The organism is Alkalihalobacterium alkalinitrilicum, from assembly GCF_002019605.1.
GTDB lineage: Bacteria > Bacillota > Bacilli > Bacillales > Bacillaceae_F > Alkalihalobacterium > Alkalihalobacterium alkalinitrilicum.
Window position 1 is genome coordinate 1463690 of the sequence record NZ_KV917368.1, and the last position, 25803, is coordinate 1489492.

24 protein-coding genes are annotated in these 25803 nt (G+C 35.3%); 5 read left to right on the top strand and 19 right to left on the bottom strand.

The window, feature by feature from the left end; all coding sequences use genetic code 11:
- Positions 1 to 2: 2 nt before the first annotated feature.
- The 5 genes from BK574_RS06910 to BK574_RS06930 form a co-directional block, all read right to left on the bottom strand.
- Positions 3 to 1268 (bottom strand): TRAP transporter large permease, encoded by a 1266-nt coding sequence (locus BK574_RS06910; protein WP_142248055.1) that lies wholly within the window; start codon positions 1266 to 1268, stop codon positions 3 to 5.
- A 23-nt stretch (positions 1269 to 1291) separates the two neighbouring features.
- Complete coding sequence (locus BK574_RS06915; protein WP_078428065.1) at positions 1292 to 1786, bottom strand: TRAP transporter small permease; 495 nt, start codon at positions 1784 to 1786, stop codon at positions 1292 to 1294.
- 117 nt (positions 1787 to 1903) lie between these two features.
- Positions 1904 to 2980 (bottom strand): TRAP transporter substrate-binding protein, encoded by a 1077-nt coding sequence (locus BK574_RS06920; protein WP_078428066.1) that lies wholly within the window; start codon positions 2978 to 2980, stop codon positions 1904 to 1906.
- A 370-nt stretch (positions 2981 to 3350) separates the two neighbouring features.
- Positions 3351 to 3572 (bottom strand): ferredoxin, encoded by a 222-nt coding sequence (locus BK574_RS06925; RefSeq protein ID WP_078428067.1) that lies wholly within the window; start codon positions 3570 to 3572, stop codon positions 3351 to 3353.
- 48 nt (positions 3573 to 3620) lie between these two features.
- Positions 3621 to 4829, bottom strand: coding sequence for a cytochrome P450 (locus BK574_RS06930; protein WP_078428068.1), 1209 nt, complete (start codon positions 4827 to 4829; stop codon positions 3621 to 3623).
- Between the two features lie 211 nt (positions 4830 to 5040).
- On the opposite strand from BK574_RS06930, the gene BK574_RS06935 reads away from it, so the two are divergent.
- The gene (locus BK574_RS06935; RefSeq protein WP_078428069.1) at positions 5041 to 5625 is read left to right on the top strand and encodes a TetR/AcrR family transcriptional regulator; all 585 of its coding nucleotides are present in this window, start codon (positions 5041 to 5043) and stop codon (positions 5623 to 5625) included.
- A 190-nt stretch (positions 5626 to 5815) separates the two neighbouring features.
- Here BK574_RS06935 and BK574_RS06940 read toward each other — a convergent pair whose 3' ends face one another.
- Positions 5816 to 7165, bottom strand: coding sequence for a phenylacetate--CoA ligase family protein (locus BK574_RS06940; protein ID WP_078428070.1), 1350 nt, complete (start codon positions 7163 to 7165; stop codon positions 5816 to 5818).
- A gap of 213 nt (positions 7166 to 7378) precedes the next feature.
- Between BK574_RS06940 and BK574_RS06945 the strand changes: the two genes are divergently transcribed.
- Entirely contained in the window at positions 7379 to 8563 is a 1185-nt protein-coding gene (locus BK574_RS06945; RefSeq protein WP_158211569.1) for a thiolase family protein, read from the top strand.
- A gap of 44 nt (positions 8564 to 8607) precedes the next feature.
- Positions 8608 to 9330, top strand: coding sequence for an SDR family oxidoreductase (locus tag BK574_RS06950; RefSeq protein WP_274379458.1), 723 nt, complete (start codon positions 8608 to 8610; stop codon positions 9328 to 9330).
- Between the two features lie 79 nt (positions 9331 to 9409).
- Here BK574_RS06950 and BK574_RS06955 read toward each other — a convergent pair whose 3' ends face one another.
- Positions 9410 to 11407 (bottom strand): acetoacetate--CoA ligase, encoded by a 1998-nt coding sequence (locus tag BK574_RS06955; RefSeq protein ID WP_420796930.1) that lies wholly within the window; start codon positions 11405 to 11407, stop codon positions 9410 to 9412.
- A 215-nt stretch (positions 11408 to 11622) separates the two neighbouring features.
- On the opposite strand from BK574_RS06955, the gene BK574_RS06960 reads away from it, so the two are divergent.
- Entirely contained in the window at positions 11623 to 12984 is a 1362-nt protein-coding gene (locus tag BK574_RS06960) for an IS4 family transposase (RefSeq protein WP_078428074.1), read from the top strand.
- Positions 12985 to 13236: 252 nt separating this feature from the next.
- On the opposite strand, the gene BK574_RS06965 is transcribed toward BK574_RS06960, so the two are convergent.
- The 6 genes from BK574_RS06965 to BK574_RS27400 all read right to left on the bottom strand — a co-directional run bounded on the left by BK574_RS06965 (position 13237) and on the right by BK574_RS27400 (position 17876).
- Entirely contained in the window at positions 13237 to 14193 is a 957-nt protein-coding gene (locus tag BK574_RS06965) for a DMT family transporter (RefSeq protein ID WP_078428075.1), read from the bottom strand.
- A 305-nt stretch (positions 14194 to 14498) separates the two neighbouring features.
- Positions 14499 to 14681, bottom strand: a complete 183-nt coding sequence (locus tag BK574_RS06975) for a hypothetical protein (RefSeq protein ID WP_078428077.1) — start codon at positions 14679 to 14681, stop codon at positions 14499 to 14501.
- 39 nt (positions 14682 to 14720) lie between these two features.
- Entirely contained in the window at positions 14721 to 15110 is a 390-nt protein-coding gene (locus BK574_RS06980) for a DUF2203 domain-containing protein (protein ID WP_078428078.1), read from the bottom strand.
- 86 nt (positions 15111 to 15196) lie between these two features.
- Entirely contained in the window at positions 15197 to 15940 is a 744-nt protein-coding gene (locus BK574_RS06985) for an SDR family NAD(P)-dependent oxidoreductase (RefSeq protein WP_078428079.1), read from the bottom strand.
- Between the two features lie 84 nt (positions 15941 to 16024).
- Positions 16025 to 17470, bottom strand: coding sequence for a DEAD/DEAH box helicase (locus BK574_RS06990; protein WP_078428080.1), 1446 nt, complete (start codon positions 17468 to 17470; stop codon positions 16025 to 16027).
- Positions 17471 to 17702: 232 nt separating this feature from the next.
- Entirely contained in the window at positions 17703 to 17876 is a 174-nt protein-coding gene (locus tag BK574_RS27400) for a hypothetical protein (RefSeq protein ID WP_158211570.1), read from the bottom strand.
- Between the two features lie 225 nt (positions 17877 to 18101).
- On the opposite strand from BK574_RS27400, the gene BK574_RS06995 reads away from it, so the two are divergent.
- Positions 18102 to 19082 carry a quinone oxidoreductase family protein gene (locus BK574_RS06995; RefSeq protein ID WP_078428081.1) on the top strand — a complete coding sequence of 327 codons (981 nt, stop codon included), beginning with the start codon at positions 18102 to 18104 and terminating at the stop codon, positions 19080 to 19082.
- Between the two features lie 17 nt (positions 19083 to 19099).
- Here BK574_RS06995 and BK574_RS07000 read toward each other — a convergent pair whose 3' ends face one another.
- From BK574_RS07000 to BK574_RS07025, 6 genes are all read right to left on the bottom strand, one after another.
- Positions 19100 to 19474 carry an EthD domain-containing protein gene (locus BK574_RS07000; protein ID WP_078428082.1) on the bottom strand — a complete coding sequence of 125 codons (375 nt, stop codon included), beginning with the start codon at positions 19472 to 19474 and terminating at the stop codon, positions 19100 to 19102.
- A gap of 79 nt (positions 19475 to 19553) precedes the next feature.
- Positions 19554 to 20402 (bottom strand): enoyl-CoA hydratase/isomerase family protein, encoded by an 849-nt coding sequence (locus BK574_RS07005; protein WP_078428083.1) that lies wholly within the window; start codon positions 20400 to 20402, stop codon positions 19554 to 19556.
- A gap of 48 nt (positions 20403 to 20450) precedes the next feature.
- Positions 20451 to 21872, bottom strand: a complete 1422-nt coding sequence (locus BK574_RS07010) for an MFS transporter (RefSeq protein WP_078428084.1) — start codon at positions 21870 to 21872, stop codon at positions 20451 to 20453.
- Between the two features lie 217 nt (positions 21873 to 22089).
- Positions 22090 to 23604 carry a long-chain-fatty-acid--CoA ligase gene (locus tag BK574_RS07015; RefSeq protein WP_078428085.1) on the bottom strand — a complete coding sequence of 505 codons (1515 nt, stop codon included), beginning with the start codon at positions 23602 to 23604 and terminating at the stop codon, positions 22090 to 22092.
- A gap of 116 nt (positions 23605 to 23720) precedes the next feature.
- The gene (locus BK574_RS07020) at positions 23721 to 24875 is read right to left on the bottom strand and encodes an acyl-CoA dehydrogenase family protein (protein ID WP_078428086.1); all 1155 of its coding nucleotides are present in this window, start codon (positions 24873 to 24875) and stop codon (positions 23721 to 23723) included.
- Positions 24876 to 24989: 114 nt separating this feature from the next.
- Positions 24990 to 25757 (bottom strand): 3-hydroxyacyl-CoA dehydrogenase, encoded by a 768-nt coding sequence (locus tag BK574_RS07025; protein ID WP_078428087.1) that lies wholly within the window; start codon positions 25755 to 25757, stop codon positions 24990 to 24992.
- Between the last annotated feature and the right edge of the window lie 46 nt (positions 25758 to 25803).

Sequence of the window (25803 nt, forward strand, 5' to 3'; positions counted from 1 at the left end):
TACTACCTAAGGATACTAGGTAGGAATAATGATAGTTGTGGGAATAAAGTTACAATCAATAAAACAACTAATAACGCACTAAAAATGGGGAATAAATACTTAAAGGTTTTTTCGAAAGAAATGCCTGCCATTCTTGAAGCGATAAATACATTAACTCCCATAGGGGGTGTTAATAGACCTAAGGTTAAATTTATACAAACAATGATACCGAAATGCATCGGATCTACACCCAAACTCATTACAATCGGTAGAAGTAACGGAACAAAAATCATGAGTGCTGCAATCGTTTCCATTACCATACCAACAATGAGTAAGAAGACATTAATAATTAATAAAATCACAATTGGATTACTTGAAATTCCACTAAGCGTCTCTGATAAAAACTGAGGAATTTGTTCTAAAGATAACACTCGACCAAAAAACGCTGCAGCACCTACTAAGATTAAGACTCCACCACTCACAGCTGATGTATGCATAAAGATCCCAGGAACATCTTTAAAGGTAATTTCTTTATGAACAAACAAACTAACTACAAGACTATAAAAAACAGCGACAACAGCTGCTTCTGTCGGTGTGAAAATTCCACCATAGATACCACCTAAAACAATTACAGGCGCTAATAAAGCAAACTTTGCATCATAAAACGCTTTTAACATTTCTTTAAAAGTACTTTTTTCACCGCCAACATATCCTTCTTTCTTACAAATAAAATAATTGACGATTATTAATGCTATACCAATGAGGATCCCAGGAATTATACCTGCAATAAATAATCCACCAATTGATACACCAGACATGACTCCAAATAGGATAAACAAAATACTCGGTGGAACGATAGGACCCATAGATCCAGCACTAGCCACGAATGAAGCGGCATATGGTTTCGAATACCCTCTATTAATCATATACGGAAGCATAATACCACCAATAGCAGCTACTGTTGCAGGACCAGATCCTGAAATTGCTGCGAATATGAAACTAGCGATTACTGTAATAATTCCTAGACCACCAGTGAAAGAGCCAACGAGTTTTTCTGCAAATAGAACTAAACGTTTGGCAATTCCACCTTTACTCATAATTTCACCAGCTAATATAAATAAAGGAATAGCGATAAGAGGAAAAGAATCACTAGCACCAAATGAAGCGGTAATAAATAGGTTTAATGTAGCGAGATCATTGATGATAAGGACAACTAAACTTGAAATACCTAAGGCGATAGCCACCGGCATATTAGTTGCAATTAATAGGAAAAAAATTACAAATAACATTAGAAAACTTATTAGCAAGTGACTCACTCCTCCGTCGGATTCAATAAATTATCATTCTTAAAGTCTCGATAACCTTGTTGTAATAATCTTAATGCCATAAGAGTATAACCGATAGGAATGGAAATATAGATAATACCTAGTGGGATGCGCATCGCTGTCGATATATTCCCTGTACCGCTTAACATATTGATACTATACTTGAAACCAATATAAGCAATAAAAATAGAGAAAAGGAACCAAAGAATATTACCCGTTAACTCCAGGTATGGCCTTACTTTAGTTGGAAATGCCATTTTCAACGCTTCAATTCGAATATGCGTTTTTTCGATAAGGGCATAACTTGATCCAATAAAGATAAACCAGATAAATAAATACCTGGCTAATTCCCCAGACCATCGAAAAGAATTACTAAATACATATCTAGCAACGACTTCCATCCCCATAATGATCGTAATAGCAAAAAGTAAGAGGAAACAAATATAGCCTTCAATAGGTACCTTTTTTTGTTCAGTTGTCATTTCATATTTCCCCCCTATGTAATTAAATTTTATGAAAGCAGGCTGACACAAAGTGTCAGCCACCTCCACAGATGTTTCAATTGATGTAGTTCACTATGCACTATCCTGCTGTTATCATTATTTGCCTAACAATTCCAATGCTTTTTCATAAACATCTGCACCAGCTAAGTCAATGTTCTTTTCAATTGCTGGTTGAACACTTTCACTAAACACTTGGAATTCTTCAGGTGTTAATTCATAAACCTCTACACCTTCTTCTTTAAGTTTCTCAATTGCTGTTACTTCATGCTCTACAACTAAATCTCTTGAAAATTGGATCATTTCATCCGCTGATTCTAGTAAAATGGCTTGTAAATCTTCAGGAAGTCCTTCAAAGAAATTTTCATTAATTACTAGCACGTATGGAATTAAAACGTGATTTGTAACCGTTAAGTATTTACTTACTTCAAAAAATTGAGAGTCGTACATAAGTGGTAATGTTGTTGTTAAACCATCAATTGTACCTTGTTGTAATGAAGTGTATACTTCAGCGAAAGTAATTGGCGTAGGGTTTCCACCCATGACTGAAATGGTATCCATAAATAATGAAGATTGTGGAGTTCTAATATTTAACCCATTCAAGTCACTCGGTTGTTTAATTGTATGGTTACTATTAAGTAAAGAAAGTCCACCAATATCGTAATAACCTAAAATTTTACCACCAGTTGCCTGTTCGAAAGACGCTGTAAGTTCTTGTCCAAGTGGTCCTTCTGCGACTTCATAAAAATCATCTCGTGTATCATATAAGAATGGAAAATCATAAATGTTAAAACCATCCACTCCCCCAGCTTGCGCCCCAACAAATGAAGGCATTCCGATCATTTCAACTGAGCCGTCATTCAGCAATTGAAGATCTTCTTCATTGGAAGCAGAAAGTGTACCATTTAAATACAAGTCAACCTTTAATCTTCCATCACTTTTTTCTTCAGCTAATTCTTGAAACTTTTTAAATCCGATAGCAACAAAGTTTTCCTCATTTACAACAGCAGGAATACGAATAGTATATGTTTCTTCACTTGCACTACCATTTTCGTTTCCATTTCCGTTATCGGATTGACTCGAACCAGTTTCTGAAGACCCACCACAACCTGCTAATACGAGCATAAGTGCGAGAATTGTTGTTATTAAAAATCCATTGAGTTTTTTAATATTCATTATTTTTCCCCCTAAAAAAGTTTAATAGTTCCAATTTAACTTAGTTTAAATACGCAGGTTACAGTAAACGCTTTCATTTTATTTTTAATGATCATATGCAAACTACTTTCCCTTGTGTATTCACCCCCTTTAATCAAATACTTTGTTGTTAAAATTAAAACATACTTTAAGTTTAACAAAAATTACAATAATTTGTAACAAAAACTAGAAATACAGATACAACATTGAAAATATTCAGTATTATTTGAATTTATGTTCAAATTGTATCTGTAAATTCTACATTAGTCAATAATGTTTTTCTATTTATTAAAAATTAATGTAAGATATTCTCATATAGTTGAACAAACACTAAAGTGCTATTTTAATAACATTAAGGGAATAATCGTTTTCCTGACTTTTCATCTGAAACTGTTATTGCACTAACTGGACATGCTTCTGCTGCATCTAATATACTTTCGACGGTATGTGACTCAATGTCTTTTACTTGAGCTTTTCCATCGCTTAATTGGAATAACCCTTTTGTCGTATACATACACGACATAGTCCCCATACATTTTGAACGATCCACTACAACACTAATCTTCTTTTCCATCCTTTACGCCCCCCCATTGTTTTCACTAACCAAATAGGTAAGATAAAACTAATATAATTTAACGTTTAAATGTTTTAAGCCTCTATTAACAAATGTCGGTTGCCATTCCACTTTCTCATCTAGTACTTGATAATTTGGAAATGCTTCTATAAATTTAGCTAAAGCAATTCGTCCTTCTTGTACAGCTAATGGAGCGCCTAAGCAATAATGGATTCCTCTTCCAAATCCTAAATGATGGTTTGGGTTACGTGTTATATCAAATTGATTAGGTCTTTCAAATGCATTAGGATCTCTGTTTGCAGAAGCTTGGACTAACAAAATTTTGTCTCCTGTCTTAATATGTTTATCCCTAATAACCACATCTTCTTTTGCAACTCTAACCATAGCTTTACTTGGACCGTCATAACGCAAGATTTCATCGACTGCAGTATTAATTAATTCTGGTTTTTCTTTTAATAGTTCTAACTGGTCTCTATTATTGTGAAATGCCAATAATCCATTAGCTATTAAATTTGTTGTTGTTTCATGGCCACCAAAAACAAGTAACGTACAAGTTGAGATCACTTCATCGTCGGTTAATTGATCTTGATCTTCTGAAGCTTGAACGAGAGCACTGATTAAATCATCCTTAGGATTAACTCTTCTGTCCTGTATAATTTTCTTTAGATAATCTACCATTTCATCCATACTTTGTTTGGCAACTTCATGTCTATTCTCTACGTCTGCTGCACCAAATACTAATAACATTAGATCGTCTGACCATTTTTTTATTAAATTACGATCTTCTTTAGGAACACCTAATAAATCAGAAATGACCATTATTGGTAGGATGCTAGCATAACTTTGTAGTATATTCCCTTCAGGTTTCGTACGAATTTCATTTATTAAATAATTAGCTGTCTCTTCTATATTAGGTAATAATTTAGTAATCGCTTTCGGTGTAAATGCCTTCATCATCAACATTCTAAGTCTTGTATGCTTCGGCGGATCATTGAATACTAACCAATTAGAAAGAATTGCATACGTAGAAGACATTTCTTGTTTCTTTTCACTTCCCATTCCTTTTGAAGGTCTAACTCTTTCAGATGATAGTCTTAAATCTTGAAACCCATTCCTTACGTCTTCATAACTAGTAAAAATCCAGCCATCCCATTGTGCATTCCAATAAATGGGATCATTTTGCCTTACTACTTCATAGTAAGAATATGGATCAAGAACTACCTGTGGATGTAATAAATTATTATCAATTGTTTGCATGTTTTTTTACTCCTTCCATACGACAATTATTAAATTTACGTTTATTTATTGAATATTAGTTCACTCGATTATAATCTTTTTCATCAGATAATTCAATATATTTAAATGAAATATTAAACTTGTGTTCAATTTTTTATTTAAATTTACTGTTTTATGATATAATTCTATTTAATATCTGAACTAATTTTTAAAGATTAAACGAGGTGAATATATGTCATTGCACAAACAAAAAGTAGAAATGAAGAAAAAAGAAATTATTCGCTCTGCGGCAAAAACCTTACAAGAAAAAGGTTTTCATGGTACAACGATGGAAGAAATCGCGGCTCAACTATTAATGACAAAAGGTTCCTTATACCATTATTTTAAAAATAAAGAGGATTTGTTGTATCATTGTCACAAGATTATTCTCGAAATTAGTATTAAAAAAATTGAAGAAATTTTAGAAACAGAGCAAAGTAATACTAATAAGATAGAAGCCATTATTCGTTTTCATATTAATTTGGCCATCGAGGAAAATGCGATGTTTGGTTTAATAGACAACCCTGAACATACATTTTCAAAAGAAAATTTTGAAAAGATTAGGAAACGACGTTCTTATTATTCAAGGTGTATTGATAAAGTAATAGAACAAGGTGTAGAAAATGGAGAATTTCGAAATATTGATATTAAGATGAGTCGTTTCATTATTTTAGGTTCACTAAATTGGATACAACAGTGGTATAACCCTCAAGGAAATCGATCTCCCGAAGAAATTTCAGAATACTTCGTCAATAAACTATTACAAACATTAAAGTAACATTTATCATTATTTGATCAATATAGGCTGTCCACTTAAGTGCCCTCCTTACATGATGGATCACATCATAAGCGAAGGAATTGGGTATTTTAGTTAGGACAGCCTCATTTAGTTTTTGTAAAATGTAATTCTTATATTAAATTAAGTTCTTCCGTAAATAAGTCTTTTACAGAAATCACATACAAATTGGTTACCGCTTATCTACTACTCTCTTAGCTTTAAATATCGTTTCATCAAGTATTCCTGTTTCAACAACTTCTACTTTTACACGAATTCCTAGAGTTACTTTTAATTTCGCCTCAGCTTCTTTTTTCCAAACATCTAATTTACTTTCCTCGTACATCCGTTTGTTACATTCTATGGTAATTGTAATCTCATCCAGTTCTCCATTCTTTTCTACAATTATTTGAAACTCAGGACCGCTCCAATTAAATGAACGGACAACATTCTCAACAGCACTCGGATAAATATTTGCACCTCTAATAATTAACATATCATCTAGTCGTCCTAGTACTCCTTCTGGAAGCCTCGGATACGTTCTACCACAGGAACACACCTTATCATCCATATAACTTTCATCCCCACTCCAGAAACGAATCATCGGTTGCGACTTTCTCCATAAATGAGTGTAAACGATTGCCCCTCTCATTCCATTTGGTACTTTTTCATTTGTGTTATCTCGATGAACAATCTCTCCATAAACCTCATCCGTGTACACATGTACACCTTGATGTGCTTCACATTCAACATTCGTTTGGAATGGATACATTTCTGAAGTTGAAGCACAATCATGAACGCTAGCTCCCCAACCTTCTTCTAAAGCCCTTTTTGTATTTGGGAGAGAACCTCCAGCCTCACCACCAACGAGTAAACGTTTAACCGAGCAATTAGCCATATCATAGCCTAACTCTCTCCCTTTTTTGGCAAGATGAAGGCAATATGAAGGAGTAGCAGAAAAAACAGTTGGGCGAATTTTAAATAACAATTCTAGTTGCCGCTCTGTTTCCATTGGTCCTGTTGGAAATGCAGTAGCACCTATTCGTTCAGCCCCTTGTAAAACTCCCCAGCCGCCGAAAAAGAGCGCAAACGGGAAGGCAATTTGCATAATATCATTTGGACGAATACCAGCAGCCCACTGAGCCATTGCATGAACGTCTGCTGCTCTGTTCCAATCATCTTTACTTACTCGATAAAAAGTAGGTGTTCCTGATGTTCCACTTGATCCGTGTATTCTAGCAATTTCATCCTCAGAGAAATTCCCTGCATAACTACCAAATATAGGATTTTCTTTTTGATCAGCTACTAACATCTTTTTTGTAATAATTGGAACTTTCGTTGTGAAATCATCTAACGTTTGCACGTCGGAAGGTTTAAATCCATGTGCATCGTAGTGTTTTCGATAAAAGGGTAGTTCGTTATAAACATATTCTAACTGCTCTTGAATTCTACTAAGGATGATTTGATCACGCTCTTCCTTTGACCTTGTCTCTCGCTCTTCATCCCAAAACTTCTTGTAAGTAGACTTATTTTTTAATTGCATTAACAATCCTCCCTAAATCATTGTTCAATAATTAACTAATAATTCTACGTTAATTATATTTTAAACATTTGTAATTATCAATAAATATTAATTTTATAGGAGAAACCTTTTTATTAACAACATTCTATTGATTTTATATAATATTAAAAATATAATAAAAATTAAACAATAATTCAATTTAATACTATTTATTTAATGTAGATGGAGGTTTTTATGAGAAAAGTAGTAGTCGCTGGTGTAGGTATGGTACCTTTTGGTAAATATCTAGATCGAAATTTAAAGTCTCTTAGTAAGGAAGCAATTGACAAAGCTTTACTAGATACTGGTATTACCAAAAATTCCATTGAAGCTGGCTATGTTGGGAATTCCGTTGCTGGAGTAATCACTGGGCAAGATACGATTAGAGGTCAAGTTATTCTAAATAGTTATGGTTTAGGAGGAATTCCTGTATTTAACGTTGAAAATGCTTGTGCGAGTGGATCCACTGCATTTCACTTAGGATGGTTAGGAGTTTCCTCAGGGATGTATGATTGTGTATTAATTCTTGGAGTGGAGAAAATGACACATCCTGACAGAAGTCAAACGTTTAAAGCATTCCGCGGTGGAGTTGATGTCGAGGCAATGGCAGAAGAAATTAGTAATGAAGACACTTCAAAAAGTGTTTTTATGGACATCTATGCTGACTTTGCTAGAAACTTTATGGATAAAAGTGGATTAACAAAATCACACTTAGCAAAAGCAGCTGTCAAGAACCATTATAATGGAAGTTTAAATCCCTATGCGCAGTATCAACAACCACGAACTTTTGATGAAATTATGAATGATCGATTAGTTTCCGAACCTCTTACTAGGATGATGTGTGCTCCTGTGAGCGACGGTGCAGCTGCCTGTATCCTATGTTCAGAAGAATTTTTAAAAAAACATAGCAATAAATCCCCTATTTATGTTGAAGCAACTGTGACGAAATCTACAGCAGTTAAAGGAGATGACCGCCAAGGAGTCGTTGCATTTGCTGGGCAAGCAGCCTATGAATATGCGGGGATCGGCCCTGAAGAAATAGATTTATTTGAAGTTCACGATACGACAATTGCAGCTGAACTTATGGCTTATAACTCTTTAAACATCTGCTCTCTGGATGAAATCGGTCATTGGATTGACCACGATTACACAACCATTAATGGTAAAAAACCTGTGAATGCTAGTGGCGGATTAATCACAAAAGGGCATCCACTAGGGGCTACTGGAGTAGGTCAAATCGTTGAACTTGTATGGCAATTAAGAGGCGAAGCAGGCAAAAGACAACTAATTAAACAACCAAAAACCGCTTTAGCACAAAATGCTGGAGGTATTTTAGGAACTGAAAATGCGGCTTGTGCTATTACAATCTTAAAACGTTAATATAAAATGAGGAGGCGTTTATTATAGGTACTCAAAATTTATTCATAACAGGTGGTAACAAAGGTTTAGGACAAAGCATTTCTATGAAATTTGCGAAAGAAGATTATACAGTTTATATTAACTACAATAGTGATGACAAAAAAGCAATGGAAACAAAGCAATTAATTGAAGATAAAGGTGGAAAAGCAGTTCTATTACAAGCGGACATCGGAAACAAAACCGATTTAAAAAACATGCTAAATTCTCTCCCTCCTATTGATGTATTTATTCATAATGCCGTTTATGCCAAAACATCAAAAATTGAGTCTATCAACGACGACGAGTGGGAAAAATCCATTGCTGTTAACGTAACTCCACTCTTAAAGATTAGCCAATCCGTCTTCCCATCAATGAAGGAAAAAGGATATGGTCGCATCTTTGCAATCTCGAGTTTAGGAGCTAGTCGTGCAGTTCATAGTTACACTAATATTGGTGTTGCTAAAGCAGCAGAAGAAGCAATGATCCGATACATTGCGGGCGAATGGGGTAAATACGGGATTACTGCAAACACGATTTCTCCTGGTTCAATGGATACAGAAGCATTTCGATCGGTTTTTGGTGAAAAAGCTGATGAACGGTTAGATTATGTCGCTAAAAGAAGCCCTTTGAAAAGAATTGTCTCTTTTGACGAGGTTTCAAACTTAATTTACCGTTATTGTCAACCTGAACTAGCCATGATTACTGGGCAAAACATCCGAATTGACGGTGGTTATTCTTTACTATCTTAAAATATCAGTAGTTAAGTTAACTATAAGTACTTTTATAAAGGTCAGCAAAAGGCGGAGTGATTACACTCCGCCTTTTCTTTTAGAATAATTTTTCTTTATTTTGACTTTTTAATGTTTCTGCTAAATCGATAAAATATTGAAGTGATTCAGGGTTACTCATCGAATCAGGATTAACTACTTTCTCAAGGTCAAATCCTAATAACAACTTTCGAATGGGAACTTCCATTTTCTTGCCGTTCAATGTTTTCGGTATTTGATCTACCGCAAAAATCTTATCTGGCATAAAACGAGGTGATACATTCGTTCGAATTTGTTCTCTAATTTTTAATGCCAACTCCTCGGTAAGGACAGTGTTTGAATTAAGTACAACAAAAAGTAGTAATGACGAATTACGCCCCCTAACCTCTAAATCAATAGCCAAACTTTCCATAACTTCGTCTAATACGTCAACTACCCTATATATATCACTCGTCCCTGTACGTACACCTGATCGATTGATCGTAGAATCGGAACGACCGTAAATAATACAACCTCCATCTTCGTCGATTTTAATCCAATCTCCATGTCTCCACACTCCAGCATACGTATTAAAATAACTGTCAAAGTATCTTTTGTTATCATGGTCATTCCAGAAATATAACGGCATCGTTGGCATCGGTTTCGTAATAACTAATTCACCGACTTCATTAATTAATGGTTGCCCTTGTTCATCAAACGACTGAACATGTACACCTAATGATGGCCCTTGAATGACTCCGACTTTAACAGGGACAGTTGGTACACCTCCTACAAAACTTGCACAAACATCCGTTCCACCACTCGTGGAGCTAAGCCAAATGTCGTCTTTTACATTTTCATACACCCACATAAAGCCGCTGTCTGATAAAGGTGCTCCAGTTGAAGAAAGTGCTTTTAATTTTGATAGATCATATTTTTCTTTTGGTTTTAAGCCCAGTTTTAGACAGTTCATTAAATATGGTGCGCTCGTACCAAAAAACGTTATTTCAGCATCTTCCGCTAACTCCCACAATGTATCCATACTCGGATAGGACGGACTCCCATCATAGAGAACAATCGTCGAACCAGCGAGTAATCCCCCAACAAGTAAATTCCACATCACCCATCCTGTCGAACTAAACCAAAAAATAGTATCGTCAGAAGTAAGGTCTTGTTGAATGAAAAGAGACTTAAGATGTTCTACTACAATACCACCATGCCCTTGTACGATCGGCTTTGGCATCCCCGTCGTTCCAGAAGAATAAAGTATCCATAAAGGATGGTCAAAAGGTACACTTTCAAAAGAAAGTTCCACTTTTTCATGAATCAGATTGTCCCACTTAACGACATTTTCTAATTCTTCATTCGAACAATCATCTTCCATGTAAGGAACTAATACAGTATGCTTAATGGTTCCTAACTCCTTTTGCATTTCTGCAACGACAGATGTTTTATCGAATTTCTTACCATTATATTGATAACTATCAATGGCAAATAAAACAACAGGCTCTATTTGTTTAAACCGATCTATGACACTTCGAGAACCGAAATCTGGAGAGCAACTAGACCAAATCGCCCCAATACTTGCAGAAGCTAAAAAGGCAATAACGGTTTCGGGTACATTAGGCATATAAGCAACTACACGATCTCCCCTGCGAACTCCCATTTCCTTTAAAGAATGGGCAACAGATGCAACCTTGTTTCTAAGTTCTTTCCAACTTATACGACATTCGCGGATATGCTCTGATCTGAAGTAGATCGCGGTTTGATCTTCTTGATATTTTGCAAAAACGTTTTCTGCATAATTCAACCTTGCTCCTTCAAACCATTTAGTACCTGGCATATTACCATCAACTAACACTTGGTTATACGGCTGAGTTGCTTTAACATCGCAAAATTCCCAAGCGGATTCCCAGAAATCTTCAAGTTCATCAACAGACCATTGCCATAAATCTTGGTATCCATTAAATGTTAACCCTCGTTTTTCTTTAAGCCAGTCCATATACTTATACATCATTGAACTTTCAATCTTTTCTTTTGATGGCTGCCAAATGATATCTCCCTCAGAATACGTTTTCACATAAATCATCTCCTTATAAAAAATTAACTTGTATTTTTACTATAATTAACTCAACTTTCGCACCTTGAAAATTGACCTTTGAGTAGGTCTATCAAAGCTTTAAGAACTAGTAATTATGTTACTTGACGAGTGCTTTTAAACAGAAAAAGCACCTGATTCTTTGGTATAGTGGAATTGACTAGAAACCATTACCACAAAGAAGAGGTGCCTTCTCTATGATAAAGGAAAAACACTCGAATGAGCAACTACCAAATGAACTTTCTGCAGTATTCTCTGAATTACAAGTATCAAAACACCTTCGCCAAGCAGGTATTCGAAAAAACTTTGGGTTTTCATGTGCCTATTTGTTTCAGCTTGTTTTTAGTCTGATCTTTCATCAAAAAAATTGGTTTACCCTTGTCACTTCTAAAAAGAGCGAGCGTTATCCAGGCAAAGATACCGTCTATCGTTTTGTAAATCATTCCAAATTTGCTTGGCGGAAATTCCTTTTACTCTTTAGTACAGCTACCATTCAAAAGGTCAGCGTGCTTACATCAAAGGACCGTCCAAAAGTGCTAATTATTGATGATTCTACGTTTGATAGAAATCGTAGTAAGAATGTGGAGTTACTTGCCCGTTGTTTTGATCATGCTTCCTTGAAAATGCGATTTTATAAAGGATTTCGAATGCTTACATTAGGCTGGTCAGACGGTTATACTTTCATGCCGGTTGACTTCTCTTTACTAAGCTCAAAAACTTCTTCTATTAATGGGATCAACGAAGAAATTGATAAACGAAGTTCTGGTTACAAGCGCCGTAGTGAAGCTCTCCAGTCAGCACCTGATCAAATCCCAGCGATGATTGAACGAGCATTATCCAATGGTATCGAAGCCTCTTACGTATTGATGGACACGTGGTTTACTCAACAACCTTTGATTCAGGCGATCGTCGAACAAGGACTTGACGTCATTGGCATGGTCAAAAATGCGAAGCAACGTTATCAAGTTGATGGTCAAATGGTTTCATTAAAAGAACTCTACCGATCCGCGTCGCCCCTTCAAGGAAAGAAAGGGCTTCTTCGTTCCATCACGACGACGATGAAAAACGGCGTATCGGTTAAAGTCGTGTTCGTTCAAAACCGTAATAAGAAGAGTGAATGGCTTGCCATTCTAAGTACAGATTGCACGCTTTCCGAACAAGAAATTGTGCGTATTTACGGCATCCGTTGGGATATTGAAGTGTTCTTTAAGACGACAAAATCGCTTCTTCGCTTACAGAAAGAGTTTCAAGGTCGCTCGTATGACTTACTCATTAGTCATACAACCATTGTTTTTACTAGATATATCGTTCTTTCTTGGCAAAATCGTTGCCACACAGATGAACGCACATTAGGTGGTTTGTTTTATGACCTTTGTGACGAAGTGAATGAACTTGATTGGGCTGTCGCTTTACAGCAATTAATCGAGCTTCTTCAAGATGTCTTAAAGAAATCAAATAAACAAACTCAACAATTACTGAAAAATCAACTATCACAATGGATTGCAGGTTTACCAAATTACATCAGAGCTTACCTCCCTAATCTGGTATGCGAAAGTTGAGTTATTAAGATTAAAAGATGAATAGAAATTTAGGATAATCCCTAATAGTTCCACTCATTAAATAGAAATGCATATATTATGCCAAAAGCATAAAAAATGCACGATTCCCATAGTTTACAAGATTGAAAAAACGTCAATTTAATTAACCTGTATGTATATCAAACAAGTTTCATAGTGAAATGTAGGATTTATGAATTAAATCTGTATAAAGTGGTGATGAAACCTGCTGTACATTTAGTCTTTTTTAGTTTTTTACTTGGAAAATCCCCACATCGGGATCTTTTGTACATTAACGATGTACACTCCTATAATCATGAATAAGGCTCCTATGACTTGGAATATAGTAGGAATTTCATAAAGAACAAGCGCTGAAACAATTAATCCCGAAATCGGAACAAAAAACATGAACACAGACGCTCGACCTCCTCCTATTTCCTTCACCCCATTGTTATAAAATAAATACGCTAATACAGTAGGAAAAACAGCTAAATATAAATTAATCAACCAAAAATTAAAATTAAGACTACCCCAATTCGTGGTTATCAAATTGGGCAAAGCAACCAAACCTATAATAAGAGAACCTATTAACATTCCGTATGCTGTTGCAGGTAAAGGATCCACTCTTTGGAACAAACGCTTTCCTAATATTGTATAAATAGCCCAACATAAAGCGGAACCTAATAGTAATAAAATGCCAAGAAAACGCTGTAGGTGTAGTTGACTTCCATCGAATATGACACTAAAGAATATTACAGTACCGAAAAGAGCTACTGCTATTCCAATCACCTGAATTCTTCGCAATTTTTCATGTAAGAAAAAGGAGGCTAGAATAACTGTAATAACTGGGCTTAAAATTGGAATAATAATACTTCCGTCTGAAGCGTTTGCAAAATGTAAACCCGTAAATAACAACAAATTAAAAATCGTAACGCCTATAAAGCCTGCTAAGATGATTAATTGCCAATTACCTCTTCCAACTTTTCTAGTTGTTTTATTTTTTGTTAAACAATATACAACCATAACTAGCGCCCCTATACCGAATCTAAAGAACGCTGCAACATCTGCAGTAACCGAACTCATAACTATTTTAGTTAGTGGGAAACCACTTCCCCAAAATGCAGTTCCAATTAATAATAATAAAAACGTCTTTACTGGAATTGTAATTGGTAAATCAGCCTTTGCTACTTTTTGTGCAATTTCATTTTCCATTAACCGCACTCCTATTATTTTCTTTATGTAAATGCAACAAAGAAATAGAGATCTTATCGAAAGACTTATTACTTTTTTTTATTAGTAGTAATTTAATTTCACATCTCCATCCTAAAATACCTACTTGATACAAAATAATTATCCCTACCTTAATGTAAGCGTATTCAAAACAAAGTTTAAACATATAATTTTATTTCTATTATTATCATACACCTACTGGTAACTATTAACAATACTTTTGTCTGAATTTTTGAACTATTATTTAATTTTTTTTAAGTACTTAGGCATAATAAAAGGAGAGTATTCTACTCCCCTGTGTTGACAACAATATTATAACCTTTAGATGCTAACGTGTTTTCATAATTACTGACAGAAACGATATAAAAAGTCTCATTGTTATTGGTTACAACTAACTCATCAGGACTTTTATCTACTTTAGCCTCAATTAAACTATCGTAACCTTCTCCCAAAATAGCAGTTAACTCCATTATTTCACCTCCAGACCCAGGTTTTTTGGGAAACAACCTTTAATAAATAGGTTTCCTCCCAGCAAACCCCTCATGCTCACCATGATAATGTGTAACTTTCGACTCGCCTTGTTTCCAACATAAAAGTACATCTTCACCATCAATAATAGCAGGAAAATCTAGCAATCCTAATTCAATTCCTTTTAACTGAACACCCTTTGACTCAATGTTTTTCATATGAAGCTGTGCTTGTAACTCCAAAAACTCAAGCTCACTTTCAAGTGTAAATATACTTTCCGATTTACTTTGGTACTTATGTTCTTTAAGTTGATTTAATTGTTTAAATTTCAGTTGAAAGTTTTTTTGTAATTCTTGAATAGTAACTAATTCTTGTTCTAATAACGGTAGTAATTCATTAGCCTCTTCAACTGTAAAATATTTTTTTGACATTTGCCTCACCTCCTAATACCTTATTATGATAAAGTGTAGCAAATATATTAAGGATATTTATAATTTAAAAGGCTATTATGATTTCATTATGCTCTGAAGTTACCGCCATCAACCACTATGGTTTGGCCTGTGACAAAACTAGCTCCAGTGATAAGTGAAAGTACAACTTCTGAAATATCGTCAGGTGATGCTGGTCTTCCAAGTGGAGTTTCGCTTGAATGTTTTTCTACAAACTCTTCCTGGTTATCCATCCAACGAGTTAATACAACACCTGGCGCTACACTATTTACACGGACTTCAGGTGCAAGGACCCGAGCTAGCGATTTTGTAACACTTATTGCGGCTGCTTTTGATGCAGAATAAGCGATAGAACTCCCAGTCCCATTTAGGCCAGCTACGGAAGTAATATTTACAATTGTTCCTTTGTTTTTCTTTAATTCAGTCGCAGCAGCACGACAAGTATAGAATACTCCTTTTACATTCACATCCATCACTTGATCCCAATGTTCTTCGAGTAATCCTTCTAAATCATCATGAGCTACAAATGTTGTCGCTCCAGCATTATTAACTAAAATATCCAGTCTTCCAAAATGCTCAACGACTGCATTTATCATAGCTCTCACTTGTCGGTCATCATTGACGCTAGCTTGGAAAACGAGACAATCTACTCCTTGATTTCTAACTTCTTCAGCTGTTTCATTTGCTTCCTTTTCAGATCTGGAATAATTCACAACTACAGCTGCACCTCTTTTGGCTAAATCAAGCGCAACTGATCTCCCAATCCCTGTTCCTGCACCTGTAACAAGTGCAACTTTTCCTTGTAGTGACATCATGAAACCTCCTATTATGTATATCGTGCCTCATATTAGTTCGTTAAATAAAAGCATATTCCTGCCCAGAGTACGATTTTGTTGCTATTCTTTTGCCTTATGCACTTTTAACTGCTTTCCTTTAATCTTCGTATTTTTCATTTCTTTAAGGACTAAAAGCCCTTTACCGTTAAGTATTTCTACAAAAGAAGCATTTTCTTGTATGGAGATAATTCCGATATCATCTGCTGTGACTCCTTGAATTTTGGCAATCGTTCCTACAAAGTCAACAGCTCTAATTTTCTTTTTCTTTCCACCATTAAAATAAAGCTTCATAATCTCTTTATTAAAAGTTTCACTCTTGTCTTTTTTATATGACGGAAGAGCAGTTCTTTTTTCGTCAAATTTACTTTTTTTTCTTGCGACATCTTCTTTCGTTGGGACGTCTACCTTAGGTATTTTAAAACCAATATATTGTTCGATTTCCTGTAAGAGGTCGTATTCGAAGGGAGTAATAAATGAAATGGCTTTTCCTACTTTACCCGCACGTCCCGTTCTGCCTGTCCGATGTACATAACTTTCTTTTTCTAACGGTAGGTCAAAATTAATTACATGAGTAATATTTTCAATGTCTATTCCTCTTGCCGCAACATTCGTAGCAATTAAGTATCGAAAGTTCCCCCTTTTAAAATTATTCATAACCGAAGATCGGTCTTCTTGCTTCATTCCGCCATGAATTTTTTCGCAAGGGTAACTAGATCGGTTTAACTCTTGATATACTCCTTCTACTTGTTCCTGCGTACTACAAAAAATGATACAACTATCTGGATTCTCTATAATCATTACATTTTTCAATAACGATAACTTTTCGTCTTCTCTGACTTCCATTAGGGAATGTTCAATAGTATCAGTTGTTAGGCCAGAAGCTTTAATTTCAATATGCACAGGATCTACCATATATTTATGGCAAAGTATTGCAATTTCCTGTGGTAACGTTGCTGAAAAAAGCATAGTCATCCTGCTTTTAGGGAGTTCATTAATAATTGACTCGACTTGGTCGATAAAGCCCTTATTTAACATTTCGTCAGCTTCATCTATGACAAGAAAATTCAATCGTTCTAAATTTAAAGATTTTTTTTGAATATGATCTAACACTCTCCCTGGTGTGCCAACAACAACATGAGTTTTTTGCTTTAGTTCTAATTTTTGTCTAGCAAAAGATTGTTTTCCATAGATCGCATTAGCTTTAATTCGTTTATATCGACCAATATTCGTAATATCTTCTTTCACTTGGTAGGCAAGTTCACGTGTAGGTGAAAGTACCAAAGCTTGGGGCTTATTTTCTTCCCAATCAATTAGTTCACAAATCGGAACGCTAAACGCTGCCGTTTTTCCACTTCCTGTTTGCGATTTTACAACAAGATCTTTTTTTTGTAAGGCAATAGGTATGACTTTTTGTTGCACTTCTGTCGGTTGTAAAAATAGCAAACGATTAAGTGCTCTAGTGATATCAGAACTCAAATTATAATCTTTAAAGCTTTGATAACTCATTTGAAACCCTCATTTATGTATTTGTTTATCCGTCCATTATAAGCAAAACAACAGATCGGTAACTCTTTGATCCATCATACGCTTTCATTATTTGCAAATCAAGACTTAATCAATTTACGACTCTATTTATAATAACTTGCCTTTTTCTAACATTCCTAAAGTTAACCATCTGCACTACGAACTAAAAAGAAGCGTTACATAAAAGTAGCGCTTCTCTACATAGCTTAGTCCGTTATCCTGCTCTCGATATTTGACATCTTTCTTCCCATTTTTTATATTCTTCATCACTAGAGCCCCATTGTAACCATGAAACCATGATTTTTATCTCTTTATTCTTCACTAACCAATATTCCCATCTTTTTTTACTAATGTTCTCGTAAATTCCGCTTTTTCGAATATTACTCATATTCTCCCCCTATGTTGACTTATTTTTTCTGACTTAGAATGACAAATATTTTACGGATAAAAAGATCGTTAATAACTTTCTAATAGTACTTAAATTCTATGTATTCGTTAAAAATCCCTTCTTTTTATTTAAATTTTCCGTATTTTCTGTTATATTTGTTTAAACTTACATAATTAACGCACTTAAATAATTTTCAACAATTTTGTACAAGGGAGGAAATCAATAATGAAAGCAATAATAGTAGAAAAGTTTGGTGGTCCTGAAGTATTGGAATATAAAACCATTGAAAAACCGGTAATTGAACCACATGAAGTGTTAATTCGAGTATCAGCAACAGGGGTTAACTTTGCTGATACAGCAGCAAGACAAGGGAAATATCATGGGTCTGGCAAACCTCCTTTCATACCAGGATTAGACGCTGCTGGTGTAATTGAAGAAGTAGGGTCAGAAGTCCAAAACTTGAAAGTAGGTCAACGTGTAATTTCATTTGTTCATAAAGGTTCTTATGCAGAATATATAGCTGCAGACGAAAAACTCACCTATGTCCTTCCAAACAATGTTGATTTTGATACTGCTGCTGCGGCACCTATTGTTTCATTTACTTCCTACAAACTTCTTGCCGATGTGGCTAGAGTCCAACGTGGTGAAACGGTTCTCATACATGCTGCAGCAGGAGGAGTTGGTACAACTGCCATTCAATTAGCAAAACTATTAGGCGCTGGTACAGTGATTGGTACAGTAAGCAATGAAAATAAAATAGCGACAGCATTGGAAGCTGGGGCTGATCATGTTATCTGTTATGAAAATGAAAACTTCGTAGAAAAAGTAAATCAGGTTACAGGTGGTGAAGGAGCTGATATCATTCTAGACTCTATTTCAGGTTCAATAGCTGAGAGAAGTTTAGAGTGTCTCGCATATTATGGAAGGTTAGTCACTTTTGGGCATGCAGGTGGTATCCCAGCAAACATTAAAACAAGCGATTTGCATTCAAGCTGCCGTTCCGTTCTCGGTTTTAGTTTAGGAACTACTAGAAATAAACGACCGCATCTTTTGCAAGAAACGGCCAATCATGTGCTCGGCTTATTAGCAGATCGACAACTTACAATGAAGATTGGACATCGTTTTTCATTAAAAGATGCTGCAAAAGCTCATGAACTTATAGAAAGTAGAAAAAGCATTGGAAAGATATTAATAGATTTACGCTAAATTTCAGAAAGCGAATTTCAAGAAATAATCTCTCGTTCTGTAGCGTACCATATACGCGAACGTGAAAGATCAATAAATCGTTTTTCATCTTCTAATAGTGCGTCGGCAGCTGCTACACCCTCTTGGGAACGTCGCGGCTCCGCGTGATCCTCTAAGCTATCCCACCATAATTCAGCTACACCATCATAATCTGCAATTTCAGTATTACGAGTAGCACGAATTTTCTCTTGAATTTTTACATTTTCAATAGATGGCTGTTGAATGTATCGACGAATCCTTAATACTTCAGCATGTTTCTTTACAAGAGGCCCATGTATCTCTCTCCAATATTGGTCAAATTCCTCGTGAGTTAAGTGTGGTAATCGGCGTAAACAATAAATAATTTTAAACATGATTTCCCCCTATAAAAGTTAAATTTGTCAATCTCTACTATAAACATTTTACAAACGCCCTATTTGCAAATATTGTAATCTACTTAGAGTCAATCTTGATGTCTTGATGCATAGTGTTTAAATCTAATTCTCTATCGTAGGTTTGTCCACCCAATTCCATAAAACGTTTAATTCGTCTTTTGGCTTCAGGTGTTCTCAACGCCTTACCAAAATAAAATGCTTCCTCTAATAACCCATCAATAGTAGTTGTTTCTTGAACCTTATTAAAGGCTTCCTTTAATATTCCGATTGCTTCAGGAGGATATGAGGCCATCCGCTTTGCCATATTATCAACAAACGAATCCAATTCATCTTTTGGCAGTGCTCGATTTAACCACCCATATTTTTCGGCTGTAACTGCATCATAGTCCATGCCACTTAACAATATTTCTAGTGCCCGTCCACGTCCTGTTAGTTTTGTAAGCCTCTGTAAAGCACCGCCACCTGGTGGAAACCCCATAATAATTTCAAGTTGTGAAAGTATCGTACTATCAATAGCTCCAAACCTCATATCTAAAGCTAATACAAACTCACTACCACCGCCACGAGCTCTTCCAGTAATTTTTGCTATGGTCACTTTATTCATATTACGGAAATTTTCTAATAATTGATGAAATTGAGTTAAAGTTTGAGCTTTCTCTATATCATTAACTGGTCCATGTGGATGATCTAATAATGTAACATCAAAATGCGCTAAAAAATAATCTGGATTTTTACTTTGGAAAACTATGACTTTAACACTATCGTCTTTTGCTAACAATGGTTCGATCCGAAGCAATTCCTTAAAGAGATTTTTATCAATTAAGTTAATAGGTGAATTATTAAACGTAACATAAGCAACACCTTCGTCAATATTCGTCTCAATATATCTAAAACCTTCATACCCCATTTTTTCTTCACTCCACTTCTAAATTCTATTTATGTTATCTGACAAAACTTATTCACAGTTTACTTTTTCTCTTAACAATAATGCTTGTTGTCTACGATTTGAGTAATAAAAATAAAGACCGATTAAAACCGTTAATAGAGCCATCCCTATGAATATATTACTATAGACGGCTACTACGCCTACACTTTTCATAAACGGATTAAGAGAAACACCAACGAAAGAATAATCTAATATTCTCCCTAGAACTGCTCCTCCTATCGCACCAGAGATTAAATTTCCAAGATTATAAATTCCCATCCCAACCCCCATTTGTTCATCTGGTAAAATGGTTGAAACAGCATTTGCCATAGATGTTTGAAAGATTGGAAAAGCAATAAAGTTAATGCTAAACACTAGACTAATAATCCATGGAGCAAAACCGACAAAGCTGGAAAGAAGAAAGGAACCTAATAAAATTAATGTAATAGCAAAATAACCGACGGATTGACTTCCAAAACGATCCGTAAACCCTCCAGCAATACGCCCGACAAGCGCACCAAGGAGAGCTCCTGGAAACATTACCAAACCAATTTGAACGGTGCTCAGTCCATAGACCTCTCTTAATAAAAGTGGAAGTACAAATAAATTGCTAAACATAATTAAAGTTCCAAAAAAACTAGTAATAACCGTCGTTCTATATGCGCTATGCTTAAACATTGAAGGTAAAATTAACGGGAACTGGTAATGAAAAATCCACCAAAAAAATAAACCACCTAAACTAATATTCAACAGTAAATAGACCCAATTAAAAGTAGTTATAAACAACATTAAAAAAGCAACGCTTAAAGCCATTAAAATAGCGCCAAGTACATCTGGCTTTCCGCTTTTCTTTTCTTCTTTTGGTAATAAGGTTCGGATAAAAGGAATTGTAAAGATAACTACAAATGAAAACAGAAAAATATAATGCCAATCTAAAAAGCCTGCAATAAATCCACCTAATACAGGGCCTAAGCCAGCACCAAATGCCATTGTTGAAGAAAAAATACCTAGCATTCGACCTTTTTCATTTGGAAAATAACGAGATGGGATGACAAATACGATGGCAATAACTGCCGCGGCACCACATGCTTGAATCATTCTTGAAATAACAACCATTAAATAATTGGGAGAAAAGAAACCAAATATAGATCCTACGACAAATAAACATATCCCAATCGTTAAAAGATTTTTTATAGGATAGATGTCACCTAGTTTTCCATATAATAAAGCACCTATCGAATATAAAATAATATATCCAGTAACAACCCAACTTACTTGTGAAGGAAGGAGATCAAAGTAATATGCGATATCTGGTACAGAAACCATAAACATTGTCGAATTCATAAGCGAAAATAAGAGTAAAATACTTAGCAAGCTTATAAGCTTTTTTTTATCAGAATTTGATATGTTGTATTGAATATTTTCCGATGGAGTCTCCATTCTACAATACATCTCCTTTAAATCGATGATATATGGGTGATATCATCCGCTAGCAAACTGATAGTAAAGGAATAGGATTTTCATTCTAAAGAAGAGGTAAACCTTAGTGAGGAGGTTAGTTTTTACTATTAATACAAAAACAAAAATAATAAATCTAATAATCCCCAACTCTAAGGTTTACAAATCACTAAACTATAAAGCTCTATTACTTACACTCAAGTAGTTATCTTTACTTAACATTCCGTTTCGTATCATTTTGTCTAAGGGGAACTTTAGATATTTTGCCTGTTGTTGTTTTAGGAAGTTCATCAATAAATTTAAAAACTCGGGGCACCTTATAATTTGCCATACTTTGTTTGCAATAGGTAGAAAGCTCTTCTTCCTTAACTTCCCCTTTAGTGACAACATAGGCTACAATTTCTTCACCAAAAATATCATTTACTTCGCCAATTACGGCACATTCTATGATATTGGGATGAGCATATAAAACTTCTTCGATTTCACGAGGATATACATTGTATCCTCCACGAATAATCATATCTTTTTTTCGATCGACTATGAAAAGGTTTCCACTTTCGTCCTGATAACCTAAGTCACCTGTATAAACCCAACCATCACGGATCGTTTCTGCTGTAGCATCTGGTTTATTATAATAGCCTTTCATAGCGTTCTGACCACGGAAAATAATTTCTCCTACTTCACCTGTTGGGACATCTTGGTCATCAGCAGTAACAAGACGTAATTCAAGACCAGGAACAGGGACACCGACTGAACCGACTACTTTTTCCCCATGAAGAGGTTGACAAGTAATCATAACTGTTGATTCGGTTTGGCCATAGCCTTCAAGTATTTCAACACCAATCTCTTTTTTTATTCGTTCAATAATTTCGACTGGAATACTTGCCCCTCCTGAACCAAATATTCGTAATGAAGAATAATCATATTCTTTCAGTTTTGGTGAGTGAACAAACATTGTAAACATTGTTGGTACACCAGGAAAGAACGTGATTTTCTCACGGTCAATTAACTCTAACACGGAATCAGGAATAAAACGTTCCTCGATATATGAAGTTGCCCCTTTATAAAATGGACATAATAAACAGATTAATTTTGCATAGGCATGAAAAAGCGGAAGAACAACAACTACTTTATCTTTTTCACTTGTTTCTTGTATGTCTGTTACCGTTTTCGTCATCCATAAAACGTTACCATGAGTAATCATGGCTCCTTTTGGTCGACCTGTTGTTCCAGAAGTATAAATAATTTGAGCGGTATCTTCAGCTTTTCGTTGAATAAAGCTTTCTAGCGGCTGATGGTCTAATAACTTATTCCATTCGCAGTTTGGAGTAGTTTCACCGCTAAAAGCTAAAAGTGTTCTTGTTGTTATAAAGCCTTCTTTTGCGTTAATTACAACATTAGAAAAGTGACTCTCATAAATAAGAGCAGTAGATTCAGAGTCATTTAATGCATAAACTAATTCTCGTTCTTTAAACATAGGATTAATAGGGACTACTGCTGCTCCAACAGCTAGTATCGCAAAATAAGAAATCACATATTCAGGACGATTCGTCATCATCAGTCCAACATGCATGTTTTCCCCTATTCCACTTGCTCTTAAACCATTCGCTGCTTTAAACACTAGATCCTTCACTTGTCCATAACTGATCTTTTGATCTTTAAAGACAATTGCAGTCTTCTCTGGTAGCCGTTCAGCTGTTTGGACGAGGATATCTACTACATTCATTGTAACACCCCTTTATAATATTTTTAAAGCGGGGCTCTCTCCAATCCAAAAACTATAGGAACTTAAGTATTCTAGTGTATATCAAGCAAAGTTAAAGCGTTTTCAAAAGAAAATTCTTATAAGCCAATATTCTTAGCAATGATTTGTTTCATTATTTCATTAGTTCCTGCATAAATCGTCGAGACTGGAATATCTCGATATCTTCTTGCGATTTCGTATTCTTCCATATATCCATACCCACCATGGAGTTGCATACATTCCCCAGACATTTTTTTCGCTAGGTCAGTAATCCACCATTTAGCCATAGAAACCTCAGTAACTATCTTTTCTCCTGCCATATGCTTCACTATTAGATTATCAACAAACGTACGTCCTATTTCTACTTGGGTAGCCATTTCAGCAATTTTAAATTGTGTATTTTGGAACTGACTTATTTGCTTTCCAAACGCTTTTCTTTGTTTTACATAATCAATGGTAATCTCTAACATTCTTTCTGCAGAAGTAATAGATTGAATAGCCACCAATAAACGTTCTTGTTGCAATTTCTCCATTAAATAATAAAAACCTTTACCTTCTTCACCAAGTAAATTCTCAACAGGAACCCGAACATCTTCGAAAATCAACTCAGCTGTATCTGCTGTATGTTGACCCACTTTTCTTAATTTTTTCCCTTTTCTAAACCCTGGAACTTCTCCATCAATTGTATCAACGACAATGAGACTAATTCCTTTGTGGGGAGGATTTGCTTTAGGGTCTGTTTTACATACAACAACGATAAAATTCGTTGAGTACCCATTAGTAATAAATGTTTTTTCACCATTGATCACGTAATGATCTCCATCTCTAACAGCAGTTGTTTTGATTGCTGCTAAATCAGATCCTGTCCCTGGCTCAGTCATTGCAATCGAAGATATTATTTCACCAGTTACACTTCGAGGTAACCACCTTTGTTTTTGTTCTTCTGACCCAAATGAATTGATGTATGGCATAACGATATCATTATGAAGCCCTGGACCACCAATACCAGTACACACTTTTTCCAACTCTTCAGAAAGTACTACCGAGTATCCGAAGTCTGCATTCATACCACCATACTCTTCATCAAGCCATGGGCATAAAAATCCTTGTTCTCCAAGCTGCTTCCAATATGATCTAGGTACTTGCCTTTCCTCTTCCCAGTCTTCGAAGTATGGAATCACTTCTTTTTCTAAATATTTTCTCAATGACTTTCTAAAAATCTCATGTTCTTCGGTTAGATAAGGTTTAGACATATAGACACCTCTACAAGTTTATTTAGGGCCAACTTAACTACTAACACCTAGCAAGTTAAGTGGCCCCATTTAATATTTATTTATAATTAATCAAGTTTCTTAAGTTACTATGGTTTATTTCGGTTGCATACGAATCGCACCATCTAAACGGATTGTTTCGCCATTTAACATTGGATTTTCAATAATCGCTTGTGCTAATTGGCCATATTCTGTTGGAACACCTAATCTTGATGGGAATGGAACTTGTTTACCTAAAGCAATTCTTGCTTCTTCTGATAACGTATTAAATAATGGTGTTTCAAATAAACCTGGTGCAATCGTAACGACACGAATACCACTTTTCGCAAGGTCGCGTGCAATTGGTAACGTCATACCGACAATGCCACCTTTTGAAGCACTATACGCAGCTTGACCAATTTGACCATCAAATGCAGCAACAGATGCTGTATTAATGATAACCCCACGCTCACCTTTGTCATTTGGCTCATTTGATACCATTTGTTCAGCAGCTAGACGAATCACGTTAAATGTACCAATGAGGTTTACATTAATCACTTTCACAAAGTCGTTTAAATCATGTGCTTGATTACGGCTAACTGTCTTTTGTGCTAGACCGATACCTGCACAGTTTACGACTGCATTGTAGCTTCCAAACTTTTGCTTAGCTTCATTTAGTGCATTTTGAACACTCGATTCGTCCGTTACATTTGTCTTCACAAAAATGACACTTTCCCCTAACTCCTCAACCAGGTGTCTACCGTTTTCTTCAGACAAATCTAAAATTGCGGCTTTTCCACCATTTGATACAATATTTCTTACAGTAGCTTCTCCTAATCCTGAAGCTCCCCCTGTTACAACTGCAATTGTTTCTTGTAAATTCATATTAAACTCCTCCTAGTAATAGTTTTATATTTTTATTGAATTAATT

What these genes read in the sequence shown, in the direction of transcription:
- BK574_RS06910 (WP_142248055.1), bottom strand. Translation starts at nt 1,268, where the DNA reads ATGTTATTTGTAATTTTTTTCCTATTAATTGCAACTAATATGCCGGTG.
- BK574_RS06915 (WP_078428065.1), bottom strand. Translation starts at nt 1,786, where the DNA reads ATGACAACTGAACAAAAAAAGGTACCTATTGAAGGCTATATTTGTTTC.
- BK574_RS06920 (WP_078428066.1), bottom strand. Translation starts at nt 2,980, where the DNA reads ATGAATATTAAAAAACTCAATGGATTTTTAATAACAACAATTCTCGCA.
- BK574_RS06925 (WP_078428067.1), bottom strand. Translation starts at nt 3,572, where the DNA reads ATGGAAAAGAAGATTAGTGTTGTAGTGGATCGTTCAAAATGTATGGGG.
- BK574_RS06930 (WP_078428068.1), bottom strand. Translation starts at nt 4,829, where the DNA reads ATGCAAACAATTGATAATAATTTATTACATCCACAGGTAGTTCTTGAT.
- BK574_RS06935 (WP_078428069.1), top strand. Translation starts at nt 5,041, where the DNA reads ATGTCATTGCACAAACAAAAAGTAGAAATGAAGAAAAAAGAAATTATT.
- BK574_RS06940 (WP_078428070.1), bottom strand. Translation starts at nt 7,165, where the DNA reads ATGCAATTAAAAAATAAGTCTACTTACAAGAAGTTTTGGGATGAAGAG.
- BK574_RS06945 (WP_158211569.1), top strand. Translation starts at nt 7,379, where the DNA reads ATGAGAAAAGTAGTAGTCGCTGGTGTAGGTATGGTACCTTTTGGTAAA.
- BK574_RS06960 (WP_078428074.1), top strand. Translation starts at nt 11,623, where the DNA reads ATGATAAAGGAAAAACACTCGAATGAGCAACTACCAAATGAACTTTCT.
- BK574_RS06965 (WP_078428075.1), bottom strand. Translation starts at nt 14,193, where the DNA reads ATGGAAAATGAAATTGCACAAAAAGTAGCAAAGGCTGATTTACCAATT.
- BK574_RS06975 (WP_078428077.1), bottom strand. Translation starts at nt 14,681, where the DNA reads ATGGAGTTAACTGCTATTTTGGGAGAAGGTTACGATAGTTTAATTGAG.
- BK574_RS06980 (WP_078428078.1), bottom strand. Translation starts at nt 15,110, where the DNA reads ATGTCAAAAAAATATTTTACAGTTGAAGAGGCTAATGAATTACTACCG.
- BK574_RS06985 (WP_078428079.1), bottom strand. Translation starts at nt 15,940, where the DNA reads ATGTCACTACAAGGAAAAGTTGCACTTGTTACAGGTGCAGGAACAGGG.
- BK574_RS06990 (WP_078428080.1), bottom strand. Translation starts at nt 17,470, where the DNA reads ATGAGTTATCAAAGCTTTAAAGATTATAATTTGAGTTCTGATATCACT.
- BK574_RS27400 (WP_158211570.1), bottom strand. Translation starts at nt 17,876, where the DNA reads ATGAGTAATATTCGAAAAAGCGGAATTTACGAGAACATTAGTAAAAAA.
- BK574_RS06995 (WP_078428081.1), top strand. Translation starts at nt 18,102, where the DNA reads ATGAAAGCAATAATAGTAGAAAAGTTTGGTGGTCCTGAAGTATTGGAA.
- BK574_RS07000 (WP_078428082.1), bottom strand. Translation starts at nt 19,474, where the DNA reads ATGTTTAAAATTATTTATTGTTTACGCCGATTACCACACTTAACTCAC.
- BK574_RS07005 (WP_078428083.1), bottom strand. Translation starts at nt 20,402, where the DNA reads ATGGGGTATGAAGGTTTTAGATATATTGAGACGAATATTGACGAAGGT.
- BK574_RS07010 (WP_078428084.1), bottom strand. Translation starts at nt 21,872, where the DNA reads ATGTATTGTAGAATGGAGACTCCATCGGAAAATATTCAATACAACATA.
- BK574_RS07015 (WP_078428085.1), bottom strand. Translation starts at nt 23,604, where the DNA reads ATGAATGTAGTAGATATCCTCGTCCAAACAGCTGAACGGCTACCAGAG.
- BK574_RS07020 (WP_078428086.1), bottom strand. Translation starts at nt 24,875, where the DNA reads ATGTCTAAACCTTATCTAACCGAAGAACATGAGATTTTTAGAAAGTCA.
- BK574_RS07025 (WP_078428087.1), bottom strand. Translation starts at nt 25,757, where the DNA reads ATGAATTTACAAGAAACAATTGCAGTTGTAACAGGGGGAGCTTCAGGA.